The organism is Bacillus sp. FSL K6-0268 (assembly GCF_038005425.1).
GTDB lineage: Bacteria > Bacillota > Bacilli > Bacillales > Bacillaceae_G > Bacillus_A > Bacillus_A thuringiensis_S.
Window position 1 is genome coordinate 2,862,838 of sequence record NZ_JBBOTF010000001.1, and the last position, 22,381, is coordinate 2,885,218.

The following is a 22,381-nucleotide window of genomic DNA, read 5'->3' on the forward strand; positions in this document are numbered from 1 at the left end:
AAAATAACCAATAAAAAAGAGGACGCAGGTTGCGTCCTCTTTTTTATAAATCTTTCACTCGTAATACACGCATTGCATTTAACACTGCAAGTAGTGTCACACCAACATCTGAGAAAACAGCTTCCCACATTGTTGCAATACCAAAGGCACCAAGTAATAGAACGATCCCTTTTACACCTAAAGCAAAGATGATATTTTGCCACACTATACTTCTTGTGCGTTTTGCAATTTTTACAGCTGTCGCAATTTTTGAAGGCTCATCAGTCATAATAACGATGTCTGCCGCTTCAATTGCTGCATCTGATCCTAAACCACCCATCGCAATACCAACGTCTGCACGGGCTAATACTGGTGTATCGTTAATACCGTCACCAACGAAGGCAATTTTTTCTTTTCCATGCTTCGCTGCATCAATTTTTTCAATCTCTTCTACTTTTTGTTGCGGTAGTAATTCCGCATGAACTTCATCTAAGCCTAATTCTTTACCGACAGCTTCACCAACTGTTTTTGCATCACCAGTTAACATTACTGTCTTTTTAATACCTAGTTCTTTTAACTTTTGAATCGCTTGTTTCGAATCCTCTTTTACCTCATCAGAAATAACAATATAACCTGCATATTTTCCATCTATAGCAACGTGAACTAATGTACCTACTGTTTCTGGTTGTTTAAATTCAATATTTTCTTTTCTCATTAATTTTGCATTACCTGCAAAAATTTCTTTTCCTTGTACTTTTACGACTGTACCGTGACCAGAAATTTCGTTATAATCATCGATTATTTTTTCATCAATTGATTTTCCATATGCCTTTCGAATAGATTGGGCAATTGGATGGTTAGAATACACTTCAGCAAATGCCGCATACTCTAATAACTCTTCGCTTGTAGTACCTTCGCTCGGTTCCATTTTTGTAACTTTGAAAACACCTTTTGTTAATGTTCCTGTTTTGTCAAAAACAATATATTTTACATCATTTAAAGCTTCTAAATAGTTACTACCTTTTACTAACACACCACTTTTAGATGCACCACCGATACCTCCAAAGAATCCAAGAGGAATGGATACAACTAACGCACATGGACAAGAGATTACTAAGAACACTAAAGCTCTATAAATCCACTCAGAGAATGTAGCCCCTTCTAAAATAAGCGGTGGAATAAACGCCATGATCGCCGCTGTAATAACTACAACTGGAGTGTAGTAACGCGCAAACTTCGTAATAAAGTTTTCTGTTGGTGCTTTTTTACTGCTTGCATTTTGAACTAAATCTAAAATTTTCGATACAGTTGATTCACCAAACTCTTTTGTAACTTCAATTGTTAATACACCGTTTTGGTTCACAAAGCCACTTAATACATCATTTCCAACTTCAACTTCACGTGGTACAGATTCACCAGTTAATGCTGAAGTATCTACCATTGATGTTCCTTCAATTACTTTTCCGTCTAATGGTACTTTCTCACCTGGCTTAACGATAATATAATCGCCAATTTGTACATCTTCTGGTGATACTTGTTTCGTTTCATTTCCAACCTTTACATTCGCATAATCAGGACGAATATCCATTAATGAAGTAATTGATTTTCGAGAGCGGTTTACCGCAATGCTTTGGAATAGTTCTCCTACTTGATAAAATAGCATTACTGCTACAGCTTCTGAATATTGCTGAATTGCAAAAGCTCCTACAGTTGCAATTGCCATTAAGAAGTTTTCATCAAATACTTGGCCACGAGTTATGTTTTTTACCGCTCTCCAAACGATATCTCCACCTATTAATAAATAAGCAAGGACGAATAACGGAATTGTTACCATTTGTGGTAAGCCCGCTAATGCAGCAATTGCCGTCAAAATTCCGCCAACCACTAATCTCCCTACCATCTTTTTCACATTTGCTTCACCATGATCGTGACTATGTCCGTGGTCATGACCGTTCTTCTCTTCACGAACAACTTTCACATCTGGCTCTAACTTTTGAACGACATTTGTTATATTTGCTACAGTCGCTTCTAGTTCTCTTTTATTCGCAACTTCTACTCGTAGTTTCTTCGATACGAAATCAACAGTTGCTTCTGAGACAGCTGGCATTTCCTTAACTTTATTTTCAATTTTCATTGCACAGTTCGCGCAATCTAAACCTTCTAATATAAATACTTCTTTAGCAATTTTATTTTTTTGTTCTTCTTGCACTTTAATATGCGGTTCTAATTTTGTAACGAGTTGTTTTGCTTCCGTAACAACTTCGTTTTCTTTATTTTGTGCTGTTTCTAAGATCATTGTCTTTGTTGCGAAGTTTACAGAGCAAGAATTTACTCCTTCTATATTCCCAACACCTTTTTCAATTTTCATTGCACAGTTCGCACAATCTAAACCTTCTAACATCAATTTCTTTTTCACTAATGCTTCAGCCATCGTTCTCCCTCCTCGCGTTCTTTTTATTCTTCTTCGTTTACGTGCTCAAACGCTTGCTCGAAGATATGAATTACGTGCTGATCAGCTAACGAATAATAAACAACCTTTCCTTCTTTACGATTCTTTACAAGTTTCGCTTGCTTTAACACACGAAGCTGATGCGAAATAGATGATTGTGTCATTCCTAATAAATAAGCTAAATCACAAACGCACATCTCAGCTTCAAATAGCGCATGTAATATTCTCGTACGTGTACGGTCACCTAATACTTTAAATAGTTCTGCTACTTTACTTAAACTTTCATCAGTTGGAATTGTTTGTTTTACTTGCTCAACAACTTCTTGATGAATTATCGTTTGAGAACATGTCTCTTGTGGTGTTTCTACTTTATTTCCAGCCATTATAGCTCACCTCTTTAATTGAACATATGAACAATCATTCATATATTTTATACTCTTATTATATGAGCGCCTGCTCATATGTGTCAATGAAATCTGAATTTTTTTATGAACATTTTAATAAGGCATATACATATTTTCCGCATCCTCTATATTCTCATACAAAAAAGGATGCACAAGTCGCACACCCCTTTTTTTCATATTCCGACATAAAAATTCAACAAAGTAATATATGTTCCCTTTATTTCAACAAAAGAAAAAGCCTTGCGCGCTCCCTAGACGCACAAGGCTTACTGTGTTATATCCCTTTAATTAGCTTGATCTAAATTATCCTGCGAACTGCTATCGTCTTTTAAATGACTATGTTTTTTCGAATAAACAAAGTATACAACTACTCCAATTGCTAACCAAATACCAAAGTATATCCATGTTGTTAACGGTAAATTTACCATTAAGAATAGACAACATGCAATTGAAATAATCGGTAAGATCGGTACAAGTGGTACCATAAATCCACGTTGTAATTTCGGATGCGTTTTACGAAGAATGATAACAGTTACACCAACCATGGCGAATGTTAATAACGCTCCAATATTCGCTAAATTCGACAATTCTTTTAAATCGATAAATCCAGCAATTAAAGCACTACCAATTCCTGTTAACCAAACTGAAAATGTTGGCGCTTCAGTCTTCTTGTTAATTTTCGCAAAAGATTTTGGTAATAAACCATCACGGCTCATTGCGAAGAATACACGTGTTGTCGCATAAATGTAAGCAAAAATTACAGCCATAATACCAATTACAGCTCCAATTGCAATTACACCAGCCACTTTATCTTGTCCTACAACTTCTAACACATACGCCATAGCTTCAGGTACATCTAATTCCTTATAAGAAACCATACCTGTCATAACGAGACAAACTACAACATAAATAATTGTACAAATAACTAACGAAGCAATAATACCAATTGGTAGATCACGTTGCGGATTTTTTACTTCTTCAGCAGAAGTTGCTAATGCATCAAATCCTAAGAAAGCAAAGAATACTGCTGCTCCCCCTGCGAACACTCCACTTAAACCGTAAGGTGCAAATGGTATCCAGTTTTCTGGTTTCACGTAGAATACACCAACTGCAATGAATAAAACAACAATACCAATTTTAATTAATACCATTATGTTATTCACACGCTTACTTTCTTTCGTACCTCGTGATAATAACCAAGTTATCACTAACGTAACAATAACTGCTGGTAAGTTTACCATACCACCTTGCGCTGGAATCGTTAGCAACGCTTTCGGAATTTCAAGTCCCAGCCCACTCACTAAATTATTGAAATAACCCGTCCATCCGCCAGCTACTGCGGCAGTCGTTACGACATATACGGATAACAATGTCCATCCCATTAAATGAGCAACAAACTCACCAATTGTTGCATACGAATATGTGTACACACTACCTGAAACAGGAAGTGTAGATGCAACTTCTGCATAACATAATGCTGCAAATCCACAAACAATTGCTGCAATCATAAATGAAAAAATAACTGCTGGACCAGCATCTCTTGCTGCTACTAATCCAGTTAATACTAGAACTCCTGTACCAATTATCGCACCAATCCCTAGCATTGTTAGGTCAAATGCCCCTAGCGTTTTCGTCAAAGTTTTACTTTTACTTTCCCCTAACAATTGCGTAACGGATTTCTTTTTAAATAGGTTGGCCACGATGTATGCCCCCTTTTGCCAAGAAGAGCTAAGAGATCTTCACTCTTAGCTCTTATCATGTTGTTTTATATATTGTTCGATTTTGTTTTGTATAATGCTTCTATTAGCAAGATACTGTCTTTGCTTCTAATAATTCTTTAGCACCTTTGTACTCTACACCGTGAGCTTCTGCAACTGCTTCGAATGTTACATAGCCATCTAATGTGTTAATACCTTTTAGTAATGCAGAGTTACCTAGGCAAGCTTCTTTGTAGCCTTTGTTAGCAATTTGTACTGCATATGGTACTGTTACGTTTGTTAATGCAAGAGTTGATGTACGTGGAACCGCACCTGGCATGTTTGCAACTGCATAATGAACAACGCCGTGTTTTTCGTAAGTTGGGTTATCATGAGTTGTAATACGGTCAGTTGTTTCGAAAATACCACCTTGGTCAATCGCGATATCTACAACAACAGAACCTGGTTCCATTGATTTAATCATTTCTTCTGTTACAAGTTTTGGAGCTTTTGCACCTGGGATTAATACTGCACCGATTACAAGATCAGACTCTTTAACAGCTTCTGCAATATTGTAAGGATTAGACATTAAAGTTTTTACTTGGTTTCCGAAAATGTCATCTAATTGACGAAGACGTTCTGCGCTTAAGTCGATGATTGTTACATCCGCACCTAGTCCAACTGCAATTTTAGCAGCATTTGTACCAGCTTGTCCACCACCGATGATTGTTACTTTACCACGTTTAACCCCTGGAACACCTGCAAGTAAGATACCTTTACCGCCTTTGTTTTTCTCAAGGAATTGTGCACCAATTTGTGCAGCCATACGACCAGCTACTTCACTCATAGGTGCAAGTAATGGTAATGAACGGTTTTCTAATTGTACTGTTTCATATGCGATAGAAACAACTTTTTTCTCGATTAAAGCTTTTGTTAATTCTGGCTCTGGAGCTAAGTGTAAGTATGTGAACAAGATTAAGCCTTCACTGAAGTGTTTGTATTCGCTTTCAATTGGTTCCTTAACTTTCATAACCATTTCCATGTTCCAAGCTTCTTCAGCTGTATCAACAATTTTTGCTCCCGCTTCAACATACTGAGCGTCTGTGAAACCAGATCCTAAACCTGCACCCTTTTGAATGAATACTTCGTGATTGTTACGAATTAAATGTACAACACCTGCTGGTGTCATTGCCACACGGTTTTCGTTGTTTTTAATTTCTGCTGGTACCCCAATACGCATAATGAAATGCCCCCTTATAATTAACAGAAAAAAGAGATTCTTTTTTCTTTTTGTAATAATTAATAACTTATGTCCTTATTCTAGCATAACTTAAAAGTTATGAAAACGCTAACATACCATTTTCCTAAAGTTTTTATATTTAGAATAGTGTAAATATATAAAACATTGATTCTATTAGGGGTTTTGTGTCATTCCATTATCTTTCACTCTATTTTTATTATACTATTTCAAAATAAACAGCAATCATTTATTATTTGACAATAATGTAACAATGTAAGAAACCTAAGCGATAACGTATACATATACAGTTATTACTTTACTCAATACTTTAGAGATATATTCTTTTCACAAAAAAACAGCTGCTAGCATTTAGCTAGCAGCTGGGTAACTTATAAATAACTTAGAAAATAAATCATCTGTCGTTTCAGTAATTTTATCAAACAGATCACTTTCTTCCGCTTCTTGCTCTTTTAACATCTTAATTGTTTCACGTGCATCTTCAGGATAATCGGTTATGATACCATCTACGTTTAACTTATAATATGCCTTTAAATTTTCCATATCATTTACTGTCCATACGTAAATTGGTTTGTTTAACTTCCTTGCTTCTTTTACTAATTTCTTATTTAACATATATTCTTCTGCTACGTAAAAGTCAGCCTTCACATTCTTTAAGTTAGCTCTACTTGCATACAATATATACCCTACTTTTATATCTGGATTTGCACGTTTAAACTCTTTAATAAGTGGATAGTGTAACGTTTGAATTACACATTGCTTCTCAAATTCATTATCTTTAATCGTTTTTAAGACTTTGTTTACAAAATCTTTTTCGCCCCCATGAAGCTTCACTTCTATATTAAGTTTGATTTTGCCATTTGCTAGCTTAATGATTTCATCAAGTGTACTTATTTGTCCTGAAAGTCCATCTTGACTAAGGGTAAGCTGCCTTAACTCAGCCATCGTTAAATCTGACACATGCACATTGGCATTGGCAAGACGCTTCAGCTTCAAATCATGTATAACCGCTAGTTCACCGTCTTTCGTTTGTAATACATCTATTTCAGCGTAGTCTGCTTTTGCATCAATAGCACCTTGCACAGCTTCTTTCGTATTTTCTACGCCTTTTGATATATACCCGCGGTGCGCCATAATAATTGGTTCTTTATACGAATTTGAAATAAACGTTACAATGAAGGCAACAACCATTCCAGCAGTAATAATCCCCACAATATATACGCCAATAAATTTCCAACGATGTTTTTGGAAGAAACATTTATCTGCTTTCGTTTTCGAATAATCTAATCCTTCTTCTAATAAAACATCTTCAACCGGTACCTTTTGTAAGTATAATCGCGTAATCGCCATAATATAAAATGGCGTCACGATAAAACTAAATAAATACAATGTACTCGTTAAAAATACAGAAATCGTTGATTCTGCTAATAATGCAAATGTTCCTTTCGGATTTGTAAATTCATAAACACCCCATAGGCACAATAAATATATTCCCAAAAATACGACATATACAATTCCAATTGAAATAAAAAATCCTACTAAAAAGAGCAGTACTTTAAAAAAGCTTTCCTTTACTAAAGTTGCACTTTTACGTGCTGCCACGCGAAATGATTTTTGCTCTAAAACAACAATAGGTAGAACGAAAATCCATCGAAGATTTATATACGCGACTACAGCAAAGAACGTGTAATAACCAACTTGTCCCATCGTTGTCTTAAACAGTTCTCCTGTAATGAAGTTAGGAATTTGAATTTGCGGGATTAATGCCGTTTCATATCCCATATTTAAAAGAGGCAACAATACGACAGCATATAAAATAAATCCTGGTAAGCAATATGTGAAAAGAGTAGGTAAATACGTTACCGTTTTATATAAAATCGGACGTAATTTCACCTTCTGTCTTTTATGAGCGAAATACGAAATAATAATAAGCACCGCAAATTCTGTAAAGATAAGAAACAGTGCTAACAATGACAAAATTACGATTGCTAAGATGCCATAAGGCGTCTTTAAAAACGCTAATAATTCATCATTTGTCGCATTTGCATAACCACCAAAATACAATAATTTATTAAAAATGATTCCAAATAGTGGAACAAACACAATCGCTGCTAATAATTTATAAGCAAGTTGAAAAGTTAATACATTCCAAAAAGCAAATTTAACTGTTTGAAAGGAATGTCTCATTACTCCTGGTATAGATAGTTTTTTACGGTGTTGCATATACTCCTCCAAATTCTAAAACGGTATTTGAGATGGATTCCATATTTCCAGTTCTAATCCATCTTTTTAATAATAATATATTCCGCTTAACATGAACACTCTTATACATATAATGAAAAAAGTGATGGCTACTTCCCATCACTTTTTCATTTATTCTATTTTTTCTCTAGCCCTTGTCCAAATGCTTTCAAGAAGCTAAAACCGAATGTAATAGCTCTATTGATATCTGGATCTTTTAATACTTTAAAGAAATCAATCACTTTTGTTTTTTTACCACAATTTAATTCATCTGTTGCAAATTGCAATCCTGTAACTAAACTTGACGTAATTTGCTTCGTTATTTCTGGGTCAACTGAAGATAACGCTTCTCCTGCCCCCATCATATTATTTAACGCATTTTTAACGGGTTCACGATTTAATTGCTCCACAGCGATTTTTGAAACATCTTCCTTCGCAGCAAGTAAACTAATTGCCGCATCTAATATACCAGCCTTCTGCAACTGTGCTAAAAGCTGCATCGTTTCTTCTACTGCTTCACGATTATTAGATAGCTCATTTAGAAGTTCATCTGCTACTTGCTGTTTCTGTTCTTCCTCTGTTACAACTTTCTTTTTAATTACAGTAATTTCTTTCGCCACTATCTCCGCCCCCTAGTCCACAAGTGATACGTATTGTTTTCTTTGCCATTTTTGCTCGATTTCAACACCGTTTTGCGGATTACGCTTTTTATCTCTCGGGTTTGAAGATGGTAACGGACGATTCCCTTTTTCACGTAGTACACGCATCTTTACCATCGTTTGTTTGTACGCTGGTGTACATGTATAAAGATCTGTCGCCGTTCCAGTTAAAATATTGATTGCCTCTTCATTTACCGTTGCATGCATCGGTAAATATAGCTCTTTCCCCGTTACACGATCTGTAACAAGTGCCTGTACTTTAATTTTCCCAAATGGTGATGCTAATTCTACAAGACCACCATCTTTCACATTGCGCTCTAGGGCAAGTTCAGGCGAGATTTCAACGAACACTTCAGATACTTTAGATAAAATACCAGCCGATTTATTCGTCATATTCCCTTCATGGAAATGTTCTAACATACGACCATTATTTAAAAGTAAATCATACTCATCTGGTGCTACAACTGGTGGTACCCATTCATCTAATGATAGACGAGCTAGTTTATCCGGGAAGTTAAATCCGTCCACATATAATAGCGGTGTATCACTGCCATCATGGCTACCCCAACATAAACTATTCCATCCTTCTAAACGATCGTATGTTGCCTGAGAATATAAAGGTGCAAGCGATGCGATTTCATCCATGATTTCACTTGGACTTTCATAATTCCAGTCCCCGCCAAGTGCACGAGCTACTTTTTGTAAAATCCACCAGTCTGGCTTTGAATCACCAAGCGGCTTCAATACTTCATATAATCTTTGAATACGGCGCTCTGTATTCGTAAATGTTCCCTCTTTTTCTAAGCTTGGTGCTGCCGGTAAAATAACATCAGCAAAACGAGCTGTTTTCGATAAGAACATATCTTGAACAACAAGGAAATCTAAATTCGCTAAAATATGTTGTACATGGTTGGCATTCGAATCTACTAAAGCCATTTCTTCACCCATAACATACATACCACGCAGTTTCCCTTCATCTGCCGCCAGTAACATTGCAATATTATTTAAGCCTGGTGCTTTCGGAATTGTAGTACCGTATGCTTTTTCAAATTTCGCACGGAGCGCATCATCTGAAACTGCTTGGTAACCTGGAAGCCAGTTTGGTAATGTTGCCATATCACAAGCGCCTTGTACGTTATTATGTCCGCGTAATGGATATGCTCCTGCACCAGGACGACGATAGTTACCCGTAACAAGCAATAGATTTGAAATTGCTGCTGAAGTTGTACTTCCTCCAGTATTTTGAGTTACACCCATTCCCCAAAGTACACAAGTACCATCTGCTTCATATACCATACGAGCCATTTCTTTCAGATTTTCTTTCGAAATCCCCGTAATTTCTTCTGTATAATCAAGCGTATACTTTTCTACCATTTTGCTATATTCATCAAAATTCTTCACATTTTCAGCTATGAACTTTTTATCGTGCCAATCTTGATCAATAATATATTTCGTAATACCAGCGAGCCATACGTAATCAGTTCCTTGGCGCGGATGAATGAATAAATCCGCACGCTCTGCCATTTCATGTTTACGAAGGTCTGCCACAATTAATTTTTGGTCATGTAATTTATGAGCACGTTTTACACGCGTTGCAAGTACAGGATGTCCTTCTGTTGGATTTGCTCCAACGATAATGACAAGGCCTGCTTCCGCAATATCTTTCACTGTTCCAGCGTCCCCGCCCATACCGACAGTTTTAAATAAACCGTCTGTTGCTGGAGATTGACAATAACGGGAACAGTTGTCTACATTATTCGTTCCATATATTTGACGGGCTAGTTTTTGCATAAGATAATTTTCTTCATTCGTTACTTTCGAAGAAGAAATAAACCCAAATGCATCACTTCCATATTCTGATTTAATATGCTGCATATTGGATGCAACAACTTCCAGAGCCTCTTCCCATGAAGCTTCAACAAACATATCTCCTTGGCGAATTAATGGCTTTGTAATACGATCTTCACTGTTTACAAAATCCCATCCAAACTTGCCTTTTACACATGTGGAAATACCGTTAACCGGCGCATCTGAAACAGGCTGCACTTTCAAAATGTGGCGGTCTTTCGTCCATACTTCAAATGAACAACCTACACCACAAAATGTACAAACTGTTTTTGTTTTATTCACTTTCGTCTTACGCATCGCAGCCTCTACTTCTGAAACTGCTAAAATACTACTATATCCCGGCTCTACATCCTTTACAAAATCAATCATCGGATCTAACACATCCGGTTTCAATCCTGTCATGAATCCAGCTTCACCCAGCATTGTTTTTTCCATTAACGCATTACATGGACATACTGTTACACACTGCCCACAACTTACACAAGATGAGTCATTTATACTTACACCATTGTCCCATATAACACGTGGACGGTCTAAGCTCCAATCAATCGATATAGTTTCATTCACTTGTAAGTTTTGACATACTTCTACACACTGCCCACAAGCAATACATTGATTTGGATCATATCGATAAAATGGATGTGACATATCCACTTCACACGCACTTACTTTTGGCTCATACGGATATTTCTGTTCCTCAATTCCCATCATATGTACTGTATTATGGACTTTACAGTTACCATTATTGTTATCACAAACGGTACAATACAATAGATGATTCTCTAATATTCGATCCATTGCCTCAGTCTGTGCCTCTTTTGCACGCTGGGACTGTCTTTCGATATGCATACCGTTCTCTAATTTCGTTGAACAAGCACGCAATAACTTTCCATTTACTTCTACAATACACGTATCACAAGTTTGAATTGGATCTACTTCTGGTACATGACAAATTTGAGGATGTTCCAAATTACTCTCGTTAAATAATTGTAGTATCGTCTTTTCACCTGATGCAGAAAATTCTTTACCATCGACGGTTACACGGACTGTCTGTTCTGCCATAGTTTCCCCTCTCCTTACAACCAACTGTACAACACAATTATGAATCCGTTTTCAAAATCGCATTACTGTACATATTTTTGAAACGCTCTACCCAAATACTTTCTTATGAAGTCGATTCTAGATGTTATAAGGTATAACTACGAAAGCTTGAAAATATCACTATTCTACAGTTCTATTATATCGTACATATACAATAATAACCAAAATAATCTGTGATCTTCTTGTTAATAGGTGTTTTTATTTTTTCCATTGTTTTATGATAAATGTGGGAGAGAAATACATATAAAAGACCTGCGGTAGTATGTCAACTGAAAAATAATATATTTTGAAGTTATCAAAGGACAAATTGCTTAAAAAAGACATCACGAAACTAGACCAGCACCGCATGTAAAATACTGGAATTGATTGAAAGGTAGCGATGACAAGTTTTATGTCACACTTTCACACACCTTTCAGGCGTAAAGAGTTGGTGATTACGTAGTAGCGCATCCACCAATCGCACAAATTTTCTTGCGGTTAGAACGAGTGCACGTTTGTGTTGATGTTTTGGTACTTCATTATACTTTTTTGCGTAATATTCTTGGTATTCCAATACATGCTTTCTTACAGAGTTGGCGGCTTCAACTAAGTAATACCGCAAGTAATGATTCCCATTACGAGATAATGAAGTATTTTCAGCGGTGAACCGGCCAGACTGGTATGTACGCCAATATAACCCGGCATATTTTGCGATTTTGGTTTCATCGTCAAATCTTTCGATTTGGCCAATTTCAGCGATAATACCAGCGGCATATATAGGCCCGATTCCAGGAATGGATTCTAATGTTTGCGTTAATCCAGCCATGATCCGCTTAATAGATTTTTCTAGTTCTTTAATTTGTCTTTGATAGGTACGAATGATTTCGATTGATGTTCCTAAAAGAATATCGATTGAGTCTTCTACCACCTTATCTAAACGGTACGACGTGCGAACAGCCTTTTGAATGGTTGATGCGACACATTTCGGGTCACCAAATCGATTTTTACTCTTTTCCTGTAGGAACTCAGCGAGTTCCTCTAAAGGCATGTCAGCTAGCTCTTCTAGACTGAATTTTTCAAGGAACAATTCCATCATGGCGTTACCAAATATAGAAGAATCGACTTCTTGTGAGAACGTATTACATTTATAACTTAGGTGTTGTAGAAAATGTTGTTTCTCCTTTGTCAACATTCTAACGAGTTGATAACGAGCTCTTGTTAATTGCTGTAATGCCACGTATTGACTTTCTTTCACGATGGACATTTGATTTCGCCCAAATCGTAAATAATCAGCGATGACAAAGGCATCAATTTCGTCAGTCTTATTCATGTCTGAATAACTTTTCTTGAAGTTTGCGACTTGTTTTGGATTTAGAAGAAATACCTTTGTGCCAAATCTTTTTAAGTCTTCGTCATGATGGAGAAACATGGATGGGTGAAAACTGTAAACAGATGTAGATTCTAAGCCGATTTTTAAAGTTTCAACCTCTTGATTGGTTGTGCACTGTAATAATCGTTCTTTAAGTACCTGTGCACCTGGTAAGTCATTACTGACTGAAAAAGAATCTAGCTTTTCTCCTTCACCATTTAAAAAGCAAACTTTCATATCAAACGAACTTACATCTAGACCAACAAATAATCTCACGTAAGAGACCTCCTTTCGATTTAGAATCATTGCTTGGACGTCTCGAGATATCTCTAGTGTGTACGCCGACCAACAACCTCGTGTATAAGAGCTAGTCCTGAATCGAAAGCCGCCCTAGAGCTACTAACATCTAGGTTCGAGGATCAGGCTGCTCAGCCTGCGAGTAGGGAGCCCCGCGCGTTCACTGAGAAACACTCTTTTCGTGTGGTAAATCCACAGGGGAATACAGAATTGTCCCAAATGATCCTAAGACCATTATCTAGAAATATCTTGAGACGTCCAAGTATTTTCTTTATTACTGGACTCTTATTAGAGAGAAAAACTAAGCCTGAGATAGGGCTTAAATATTAATATACGAGGGGAATTAAATATGGGGCCTACGCAAGAGACTTATACAATTGTACGTTATCAATCTGGTACATTTTCAAAACAACTTGATGAGATTGTCACAGAATCTCCTATTACTATTAAATTGAATGGTGAAGAATATGTAACAGTCGTATGCACACCAAATTATATTGAAGATATGGTAATTGGTTTTTTAATTTCTGAGGGGATTATTTCTTCCTATAAAGATGTTGAAGAACTATGGGTTCAAAAAGATAACGGAATTGTCCATGTAAAATCATCAAAAGTGAATCCGCTCTATCAAACTTTATATAATAAACGATACATCACTTCTTGCTGCGGAAAAGGTAGACAAGGTTTTATTTTCGTAAACGACGCAGCAAAAGCAAAAGACTTACATGATATACATGTAAAAATTACTCCTGAAGAATGCTTTCATTTAATGAATACCTTGCAACAATCTTCTACTACATTTCGCCAAACTGGCGGTGTTCACAATACCGCGCTATGTGATCGAAACAATATCCTCCTATCAAGAATGGATATTGGAAGACATAATGCATTAGATAAAATATATGGTCATTGTTTGCGTAACGATATATCCATTAAAGGAAAAATCATCGCATTTAGCGGACGTATTTCATCCGAAATTTTACTCAAAGTTTCAAAAATCGGATGTGAAATTGTTCTATCTAAATCCGCTCCAACAAAACTGGCATTGCAACTTGCCCATGATTTAGGCATTACAGTCGTAGGGTTTATTAGAAATGAATCTTGTAATATTTACACACATCCAAAACGAATTGATGGCTATCAATCCAATGTTTAAAAAATAAATCCTCAATCGAGGATTTATTTTAGTTATAAAAATGTAACATATTAAACACTTGAATAGTTAACAAAGTTAATATATAATTTCATTACATAATTAAAACAAAACATTGTAGCATATATCTTTTCATTCTTTTACAAATTAAAAGAGAATACTAACAAAACATATACTCAATCTTATAAAAGTAATGGATTTATTTGAAATCCACCAGGGAGGTTACAACTATGGAAATTCGCTTATTAACAACAGAGGACGCAGAAATATATTTAAAAGTTTGTATGGAAGGTTTAACGAAGAATCCGGAAGCTTTTAGCTCTTCTTATGAAGATGTTTTGAAACATGAGGATCCTGTAGCTGCTATGGCTAAACGATTAAGCAATCCGGATAAGTATACTCTAGGTGTCTTCAAAGATAATGATTTAATTGGTATCGCTACTTTAGAAACAAAACCATTTATTAAACAAGAACATAAAGCAAAAATTGGCTCCGTTTTTGTTTCTCCAAAAGCACGTGGTCTCGGAGCAGGACGAGCTCTAATTAAAGCAATTATCGAAAATGCCGATAAATTACATGTAGAACAACTTATGCTCGATGTTGTAGTTGGTAACGCTGGTGCCAAAAAATTATATGAATCATTAGGTTTCCAAACTTACGGCGTACAAGAACGTTCATTAAAACATAACGGTCAATATTGGGACGAGGAACATATGGTTCTGTTCTTAAATGATTAATACTTCAATATAAAGTGAAACTTTACTCAGTGGGAGATTTTTCCATCCCCCACTGAGTATTAGCTGAACCAATCGGGCTTTTACGGGGTAGTTTTCCAAAAACATCTTTCTTAATAAGAAAGATGTTTTTTTGCATTACAACAATGTAATCTTCATGTCACCTTTATCGATCGTACCAATCCTTACCATTCATTATACTAAAAATATAAAGTGAAACTTTAATTAGTAAAGCACCAATCACAAAATGAACGTATAGCATTCAATTGATATGTAGAGGAGAATGTGACATGAAACAAAACAAACGAGCTGTGCTTTTAATATGTACTACAGCAATTGTAACTTCTGGTTTAGCAATTTTACCTTGGTTTATCATATAGGAATACTCCCCTAATAATGAAAAAAGCTGATTGCTTCTTAAGAAGCAATCAGCTTTTTTATTTTATAAAATCCCTAAAATTTTATTTACGCAACTTATAATAATAACCATAGATACGGCAACACACATGACAACCGTATTACGATCTTGCTTTTCTTTTTTTGAAATTTCTTCTTTTGGATTCATGTGTATGATCTCCTTTTAAAAAAAGTGTGAGATAGGAAATTTTTCTTATCCGATGCGAGGTGAATACGAAAACCCTCTCTATCTCACATACACAATAGAATGGAATTGTCATTTTATAAATAAAATGACATGACGTTATGTCGCAACATAGGGTATTTTGTGTCGCTACGTTTTCTATTATAAAAAATAGTTGTGCAAAACTAGTGCATTTTTTATGTCAATTACTCTGAGCGAAAAAATCAGCCCTCCATTCAATCACATAAAAAGAGTTTTTATCCTTTTCGGCAAGAAGACTCCATCTGATTTGTGTTACGGGTGAAACCCAACAATTCAGGTGGAGATGAATTGCCGTCAGTCAATAAGGCTGAACTTTTTTGTTTCTTTTTGTCTTACGATACAATCTACTCTTAGATAAGGAGGGTATAGATCGTAAAACAACGAAATTGAATAATGATAATCATTCGGTTACTTGAGCCAAAAGGAATTACGATGAAGACTATATTCACATTTTGTTCCGTTTCATTTCAAATATTATCTTAGGGAAGAAATAATTTTAATGAACTCTCTGAGAAAGGTGGTGAAAACAATGGTTAAAAAGAAAGCAGTGAAAGTATTACGCAAACAAAAGAAAAGAGAAAACATGCAACGATTCACGCAGAAACAAAATATCGGACGAGCTAGTCTGACTGCAAAAGAATTCCGCTTACTGCAACGCATGTCACATAGTTCAAAAGCATTGCGAAATGTTGGATTGTACACGATGAAACAAAGTTATTTGAACCATAATAAAATGGCTACTGTAAAAGAAGTAGATACCGCCATGCAAGCCGATATGAACTACTGGGGCGTGCAATCAAACTCTGTGCAGGCTATTCGTAGAGCCTTATATGCAGAAGTGAAGATCTTTTTTAAGGCATTGGAAACGTGGAAGAAAAATCCTGAAGCATTCACAGGGCGTCCTAATTTTCCGAATTATTCTCATTCAACTGACAAACGAATCATTGAAATCTATCAAGTGCCAAAAGTGGATGATAACGGGTATTGGCTGATTCCGATGAGTGTTGCATTCAGAAAAAAATTCGGTTCCATTAAAATACGTATGCCGAAAAACTTAAGACATAAAAAAATCTCCTACATTGAGCTTGTACCGAAGCAAAAAGGTCGGTTCTTTGAGGTGCATTACACATATGAGATGCACGTTTCTCAAATGAAGAAAACATCCACGACTACGAATAACGCTTTGAGTTGCGATTTAGGTGTAGACAGATTAGTAAGTTGCGTAACCAATACAGGTGATACATTTTTAATTGATGGTAAAAAACTAAAAGCCATTAACCAATACTTCAATAAAATGATACGTAGTCTGCAACAGAAAAATGTTGAAAACGGAATTTCAAAACGAGTTGTAACGAACAAAATGGCTGCACTTTGGCATAAACGGGAAAGGCAAATAAATGGTTACATTTCACAAACTGTAGGCTTGTTGTTTAAAAAAGTGAAAGAATGTAGTGTAGATACGGTTGTAGTAGGTTATAACGCTGGTTGGAAACAAAAATCAGATATGGGAAAAAAGAATAATCAACAATTTGTTCAAATCCCGTTTCATAAACTGATTGCGGCAATTGAGAATAAATGTATAAAAGAAGGCATCCGGTTTTTCAAACAAGAAGAAAGCTATACTTCAAAAGCTAGTTTTCTTGATAAAGATCCGGTTCCAGTTTGGACTAAGGATGATAGGACACACTATCACTTTAGTGGCAAACGAATGACTCGTGGTCTGTACCAAAGTAAAGCAGGAACATGTATCCACGCTGATATTAATGGTGCGCTGAATACATTGCACAAATCAAAAGTGGTAGAATTGAAAGAGAATCTTAAAGTGAAAACGCCGATTCTATTAGAAGTGCAAAAACGTAAGGCTGTTGCTTCGCGCATAGCTTAGTGGGTGCGTCAACCATCCATATGTACTCGACTTGTCGGGGCTTGTAGCACACGCCAGATTCATCTGAGTGGTGGCTTCTTCCACAAGGGAGAATTGCTCTTTTTCGAAAGGGTGGTGCAAGTGGGAAAACAATCATTCGTTGCCAGTACCAACCAAAAACATACTTGGGGTGTTACCATAAGGTGGCATGAATGCTAGAGCGTCAAACTGTCTAGCGATGGACGAAAAGACCTAGCGTTCAAACTCAAGCCCCCACTGAAACGATTCATTTCAGTGGGGGTAGTTGACTATTTTCATGTAAACTATACAAGTAGAATGAACAGTTTGGGGTGCACAAGATTATGGTAAAAATTTTATTAGTAGACGATGAAGAACGTATGTTACGATTATTAGATCTGTTCTTAAGCCCTCGCGGCTATTTTTGTATGAAAGCTACCTCTGGCCTTGAAGCACTAAAATTAATCGAACAAAAAGAATTCGATATTATTTTATTAGATGTTATGATGCCAAGTATGGATGGATGGGATACTTGCTATCAAATTCGTCAAATTTCCAACGTTCCTATCATTATGTTAACAGCTCGCAACCAAAACTACGATATGGTGAAAGGCCTCACGATGGGCGCAGATGATTATATTACAAAACCATTTGATGAGCATGTATTAGTCGCACGAATCGAGGCTATATTACGCCGTACAAAGAAAGATGGCTTTGTTAGTTTCAATGGTATTGAGTGGGATAAAACGAAACATACTGTCACAGTTTATGATGAAAAAATCTCATTAACTCCTATCGAATTTTCGTTACTCGGATTATTTTTGCAAAATACAAACCGTGCTTATAGCCGAGATGATTTAATCGAAAAAATTTGGGGCTATGAAACAGATATCGAATATAGAACAATTGATTCACACATTCGTAATATCCGTGATAAACTACGCAAAAAAGGATTTCCAATTGAAGATTACCTAGAAACGGTCTATAAAGTCGGATATAAATGGAAAAGTGAATAATTACTTCGGTCAGTGGGAAATCGTATACCACTGACTCTTTATTATGAATAAGGTATGGTGAAAAAATGAGTAAACTTTCCCTTAAAATTGGGACATACTTTTTAATATTAGCTTTATGTATTGAAACAATTGCTTTCGTATCTTTTTATAAAAGCCTTTCAAAAATGCGTATTGTAGAGGAAACAGATGCTCTTTTAGAGAAAGGTAATCGCTATAGTAAAAAAATTAAAAGCCGCGAGAGACGGGATGAATATTATAAAGAAATGAAACACGCTGAACATAATAAAAATCCTAAACGTCCTGTGTATCCTGAGTTCGATATTACGAATGAGGCTGCACACTTAGTTGAATCGGAATCAATTTCTAACTCCGATATAGCTATCATTATTACTGACCATAACGGCAAAATTATTTCCACCTCAGAACCCGTAACAAAAGATATGCAAAAACAACTTACTTGTAAAACAGAAACTGTCCCAGACGGCGGATTGGTCGTTGAAAGAAACTGGAAAAAATCAAAGTTCATCACAACAGTAAGCCCACTTAACACAACAAAGTTTCAAGGAAAGCTATATATGCTATTAAAAACATCTTTCCTAGAAAATATGTTACTTAAACTCATGAACCAATTTCTTATCATTAGTGTTTTAACAATTATTTTAACAACAATTTCTGTCTTTGTTTTTTCACGCGTTATTACAGAACCACTTGTAAAAATGAAGAGAGCGACAGAAAAAATGTCAAAATTAAATAAACCAATTCAATTAGGTATTAAACGGAATGATGAACTCGGAAGTTTAGCAAAAACAATTGAAGATTTATCGAGTGAACTTACGTATATGAAAAAAGAGCGCAATGAATTTCTCGCTAGTGTCGCTCATGAACTATTAACTCCATTGACCTATATGAAGGGTTATGCAAAGGTAGCAAAGAGAGACTCTTTAACAAAAGAGGAGCGAGAAGAATACTTACAAATCATTGAGGATGAAACGGATAGTGTAACCGATCTCGTCCAAGATTTATTTATGCTTGTACAATTAGAACAACACCAATTTGTTATAAAAAAACAAAAAGTGCTTCTTCAGCCATTTTTAGAACGAATGGTTGAAAAAACAAAAACAACATTAACGAATAAGCAAATGCAACTTCATGTATATTGCAAAGATGATTTAGAAGTTTGTATAGACGAAAGACGTATGGAACAAGTTATGTTAAATTTATTACACAACGCTTATCAACATTCGCCAGAAAACACATCTATTACGATACGTGTACTCATGGAAACAGATTCTTTTACAATAAGTGTACAAGATGAAGGTGAAGGTATTCCTGAAGAAGATATCCCGCATATTTTTGACCGCTTTTATCGTGTCGATAAATCTAGAACACGAGCTACAGGCGGAAAAGGTATCGGGCTAGCTGTTGCAAAGGAAATTGTAGAATTGCATAACGGTTCTATTCTAGTAACAAGCCAATTAGGAGCGGGAACAAACTTTATAATCGAGCTACCTTTTGAATAATATGCGTGTGAAAACACCAGTAGTAGTAAACACAACTGGTGTTATTTTGTTCATAAAAACAGCTCATATAAGCTAAGCTTTTGAAATTATTCTTATTTCAATATAAAATAAAGGTACATTTGCAAAGATTTGGAGGGTGATATAATTGGATATCCATGTATTAACAAAAGACGAAGCAGAAATTTACTTAGAACTTCGCGTAGAAGGATTAAAGCAAAACCCTGAAGCATTCAGCTCTTCTTATGAAGATATTATTAATAAAGAGTGTGCGATTGAATATAAAGCACAAAAATTAGCACAAGATGAAAACTATACGCTAGGTGCATTTAAAGATGGAAAATTAATCGGGGTTGCAACACTGGAAACGAAACCATATGTAAAACAAGAACATAAAGCTAAAATCGGTTCTGTATATGTATCTCCAAAAGCACGTGGACTTGGAGCAGGAAAAGCACTTATTAAAGAATGTCTTGAGCTTGCTAAATCTTTAGAAGTAGAACAAGTTATGCTTGATGTTGTTGTTGGCAACGATGGAGCGAAAAAACTTTATGAATCATTAGGTTTTAAAACATTCGGTGTACAAGAACGTTCATTAAAATATAACGGACAATATTGGGACGAAGAGCATATGGTCTTATTCTTAGATGAAAATAAATAATAAAAAACATCCTCATGTTTGGAGGATGTTTTTTACTTTCTGGTAAACCATGCCGTGTGTAATAATTGAATCGCTTTCGCAATTTCTTCCTCTGATAATATCGCAAACCCAAGTAAAACTACACTCTCAGGCGCCGTACCGTCTTTATAGTACGTAGACACAGGATATATTTTGATACTATGTTTCGCAGCTTCTTGAATTAATTCTTCTTCCCGCATTCCGTTATGCACTTTTAATAAAATGTGTAATCCCGAATCTTCTCCTATCACTTCAACACGATTAGAGAAATACTTCTCTATTTCAAAAACAAGTCGATCTCTCTTCTTTCGGTAGACGACACGCATTTTATGAATATGTTTTTCCCAATAGCCTTCATTTAAAAATCTTCTAATCACTTCTTGGTCCATTCTTGAAACACTTTGTGTATAAAATAAATATTGCTGTTGATACTTTTTAATTAATTTCTTCGGCAACACCATATAGCTCATCCGTAGCGATGGCAATAATGCTTTAGATAGCGTCCCCATATAAATAACTTTCCCCTCTGTATCTAACCCTTGTAGCGCCGGTATAGGCTTTCCAGAATAGCGAAATTCACTATCATAATCATCTTCAATCATATACCTGCCCTCTTCTTTCTTTGCCCATTGTAAGAGCTGCATCCTTCTCGTAATAGGCATAATCATTCCATATGGAAACTGATGGGAAGGTGTAACAAATACAACATTCGCATTGCTATTTTCTAAATCTGCAATACAAATTCCATCTCTATCTAAAGATAACATTTGGACTCTTGCTTCTCCCTGTTCAAAAACAACCATCTTCCTATGATACCCTGGGTTTTCAACTGCATAATTGCTTCCCTTTAACAATTGAAACAATAGTTTCACTAATATTTGTGTTCCCGCTCCTAATACAATTTGACTAGCTGAACAACGCACACCTCTAGATTCATACAAATAATTCGTAATCTCTTCTCTTAAGCTCGCTTCCCCTTGAGGGTGTCCTAGAAAGAGAAGTTCGTTATTATGCGGCTGCCATACTTCATTTACAATTTTCCGATACATATTGAATGGAAAAGCATTTGTATCAATTCCTGTTTGTGTAAAGTCAAATTTATAACTCTTCTCCTGAAACGGTACTTCTTCTATTCTCTCTCCGCAATCCTCTACATGAACCATTTGCTCAATCTTGCATACAAAATAACCTTTTCTCGATATCGACTCAATATAACCTTCTGCAAGTAATTGTTCGTACGCTGCCTCTACTGTATTTTTACTTACTTGTAAATGTATCGCTAACTTTCGCTTAGCTGGTAATTTCGTAAAAGGTACAATCGATCCATCTTTAATTTCTTTTTTTATATACTCATACAATTGCACATATAATGCCTTTTTACTATTCACATTTAAATTAGGCGTTAATTCTAACATAATATCTGACCCCTTAATAAAACTAAAATCTGATACTTTTTACAGTACCAGAAGTTATATATAATTCCTTTTATCATGTCAC

The 22,381-nt window shown here is 35.7% G+C and carries 16 protein-coding genes; 6 read left to right on the forward strand and 10 right to left on the reverse strand.

Features of this window, described 5'->3' with window-relative positions; translation table 11 throughout:
- Nucleotides 1-43: 43 nt before the first annotated feature.
- The 8 genes from MHI28_RS14800 to MHI28_RS14835 all read right to left on the reverse strand — a co-directional run bounded on the left by MHI28_RS14800 (nt 44) and on the right by MHI28_RS14835 (nt 13,260).
- Nucleotides 44-2,410: a heavy metal translocating P-type ATPase gene (locus MHI28_RS14800; RefSeq protein WP_000796565.1), complete on the reverse strand. Its 2,367-nt coding sequence runs from the start codon at nt 2,408-2,410 to the stop codon at nt 44-46.
- 23 nt (nt 2,411-2,433) lie between these two features.
- A complete protein-coding gene (locus tag MHI28_RS14805; protein WP_000918379.1) occupies nt 2,434-2,811 on the reverse strand; it encodes an ArsR/SmtB family transcription factor in 378 nt (125 codons plus the stop codon).
- Between the two features lie 305 nt (nt 2,812-3,116).
- Nucleotides 3,117-4,532: an amino acid permease gene (locus MHI28_RS14810; RefSeq protein WP_001284899.1), complete on the reverse strand. Its 1,416-nt coding sequence runs from the start codon at nt 4,530-4,532 to the stop codon at nt 3,117-3,119.
- Nucleotides 4,533-4,635: 103 nt separating this feature from the next.
- Complete coding sequence (gene ald, locus MHI28_RS14815; protein ID WP_001219743.1) at nt 4,636-5,769, reverse strand: alanine dehydrogenase; 1,134 nt, start codon at nt 5,767-5,769, stop codon at nt 4,636-4,638.
- Between the two features lie 369 nt (nt 5,770-6,138).
- A complete protein-coding gene (locus MHI28_RS14820) occupies nt 6,139-8,010 on the reverse strand; it encodes a glycerophosphodiester phosphodiesterase (protein WP_001164710.1) in 1,872 nt (623 codons plus the stop codon).
- Nucleotides 8,011-8,165: 155 nt separating this feature from the next.
- Nucleotides 8,166-8,648, reverse strand: a complete 483-nt coding sequence (locus MHI28_RS14825; RefSeq protein ID WP_001040537.1) for a DUF1641 domain-containing protein — start codon at nt 8,646-8,648, stop codon at nt 8,166-8,168.
- A gap of 12 nt (nt 8,649-8,660) precedes the next feature.
- Nucleotides 8,661-11,597 (reverse strand): formate dehydrogenase subunit alpha, encoded by a 2,937-nt coding sequence (gene fdhF / locus MHI28_RS14830; RefSeq protein WP_000840671.1) that lies wholly within the window; start codon nt 11,595-11,597, stop codon nt 8,661-8,663.
- A 433-nt stretch (nt 11,598-12,030) separates the two neighbouring features.
- Nucleotides 12,031-13,260 carry an IS110 family transposase gene (locus tag MHI28_RS14835; RefSeq protein ID WP_100909797.1) on the reverse strand — a complete coding sequence of 410 codons (1,230 nt, stop codon included), beginning with the start codon at nt 13,258-13,260 and terminating at the stop codon, nt 12,031-12,033.
- A 370-nt stretch (nt 13,261-13,630) separates the two neighbouring features.
- Here MHI28_RS14835 and fdhD point away from each other — a divergent pair, with 370 nt between their 5' ends.
- Nucleotides 13,631-14,437 (forward strand): formate dehydrogenase accessory sulfurtransferase FdhD, encoded by an 807-nt coding sequence (fdhD, locus tag MHI28_RS14840; RefSeq protein WP_000529230.1) that lies wholly within the window; start codon nt 13,631-13,633, stop codon nt 14,435-14,437.
- A gap of 227 nt (nt 14,438-14,664) precedes the next feature.
- Entirely contained in the window at nt 14,665-15,171 is a 507-nt protein-coding gene (locus tag MHI28_RS14845) for a GNAT family N-acetyltransferase (protein WP_000405874.1), read from the forward strand.
- 439 nt (nt 15,172-15,610) lie between these two features.
- Here the strand turns inward: MHI28_RS14845 and MHI28_RS14850 are convergent, their stop codons facing one another.
- Nucleotides 15,611-15,733, reverse strand: a complete 123-nt coding sequence (locus MHI28_RS14850) for a hypothetical protein (protein ID WP_001068392.1) — start codon at nt 15,731-15,733, stop codon at nt 15,611-15,613.
- A gap of 586 nt (nt 15,734-16,319) precedes the next feature.
- On the opposite strand from MHI28_RS14850, the gene MHI28_RS14855 reads away from it, so the two are divergent.
- The 4 genes from MHI28_RS14855 to MHI28_RS14870 all read left to right on the forward strand — a co-directional run bounded on the left by MHI28_RS14855 (nt 16,320) and on the right by MHI28_RS14870 (nt 20,866).
- Nucleotides 16,320-17,675 (forward strand): RNA-guided endonuclease TnpB family protein, encoded by a 1,356-nt coding sequence (locus MHI28_RS14855; protein WP_000239354.1) that lies wholly within the window; start codon nt 16,320-16,322, stop codon nt 17,673-17,675.
- A gap of 341 nt (nt 17,676-18,016) precedes the next feature.
- Nucleotides 18,017-18,688, forward strand: a complete 672-nt coding sequence (locus MHI28_RS14860; protein WP_000238957.1) for a response regulator transcription factor — start codon at nt 18,017-18,019, stop codon at nt 18,686-18,688.
- A 65-nt stretch (nt 18,689-18,753) separates the two neighbouring features.
- The gene (locus tag MHI28_RS14865; RefSeq protein ID WP_000041024.1) at nt 18,754-20,208 is read left to right on the forward strand and encodes a HAMP domain-containing sensor histidine kinase; all 1,455 of its coding nucleotides are present in this window, start codon (nt 18,754-18,756) and stop codon (nt 20,206-20,208) included.
- Between the two features lie 145 nt (nt 20,209-20,353).
- Nucleotides 20,354-20,866, forward strand: a complete 513-nt coding sequence (locus tag MHI28_RS14870) for a GNAT family N-acetyltransferase (protein ID WP_000351212.1) — start codon at nt 20,354-20,356, stop codon at nt 20,864-20,866.
- A 32-nt stretch (nt 20,867-20,898) separates the two neighbouring features.
- Here MHI28_RS14870 and pdxR read toward each other — a convergent pair whose 3' ends face one another.
- Nucleotides 20,899-22,299 carry a MocR-like pyridoxine biosynthesis transcription factor PdxR gene (gene pdxR, locus MHI28_RS14875; RefSeq protein WP_000891922.1) on the reverse strand — a complete coding sequence of 467 codons (1,401 nt, stop codon included), beginning with the start codon at nt 22,297-22,299 and terminating at the stop codon, nt 20,899-20,901.
- Nucleotides 22,300-22,381: the final 82 nt, after the last annotated feature.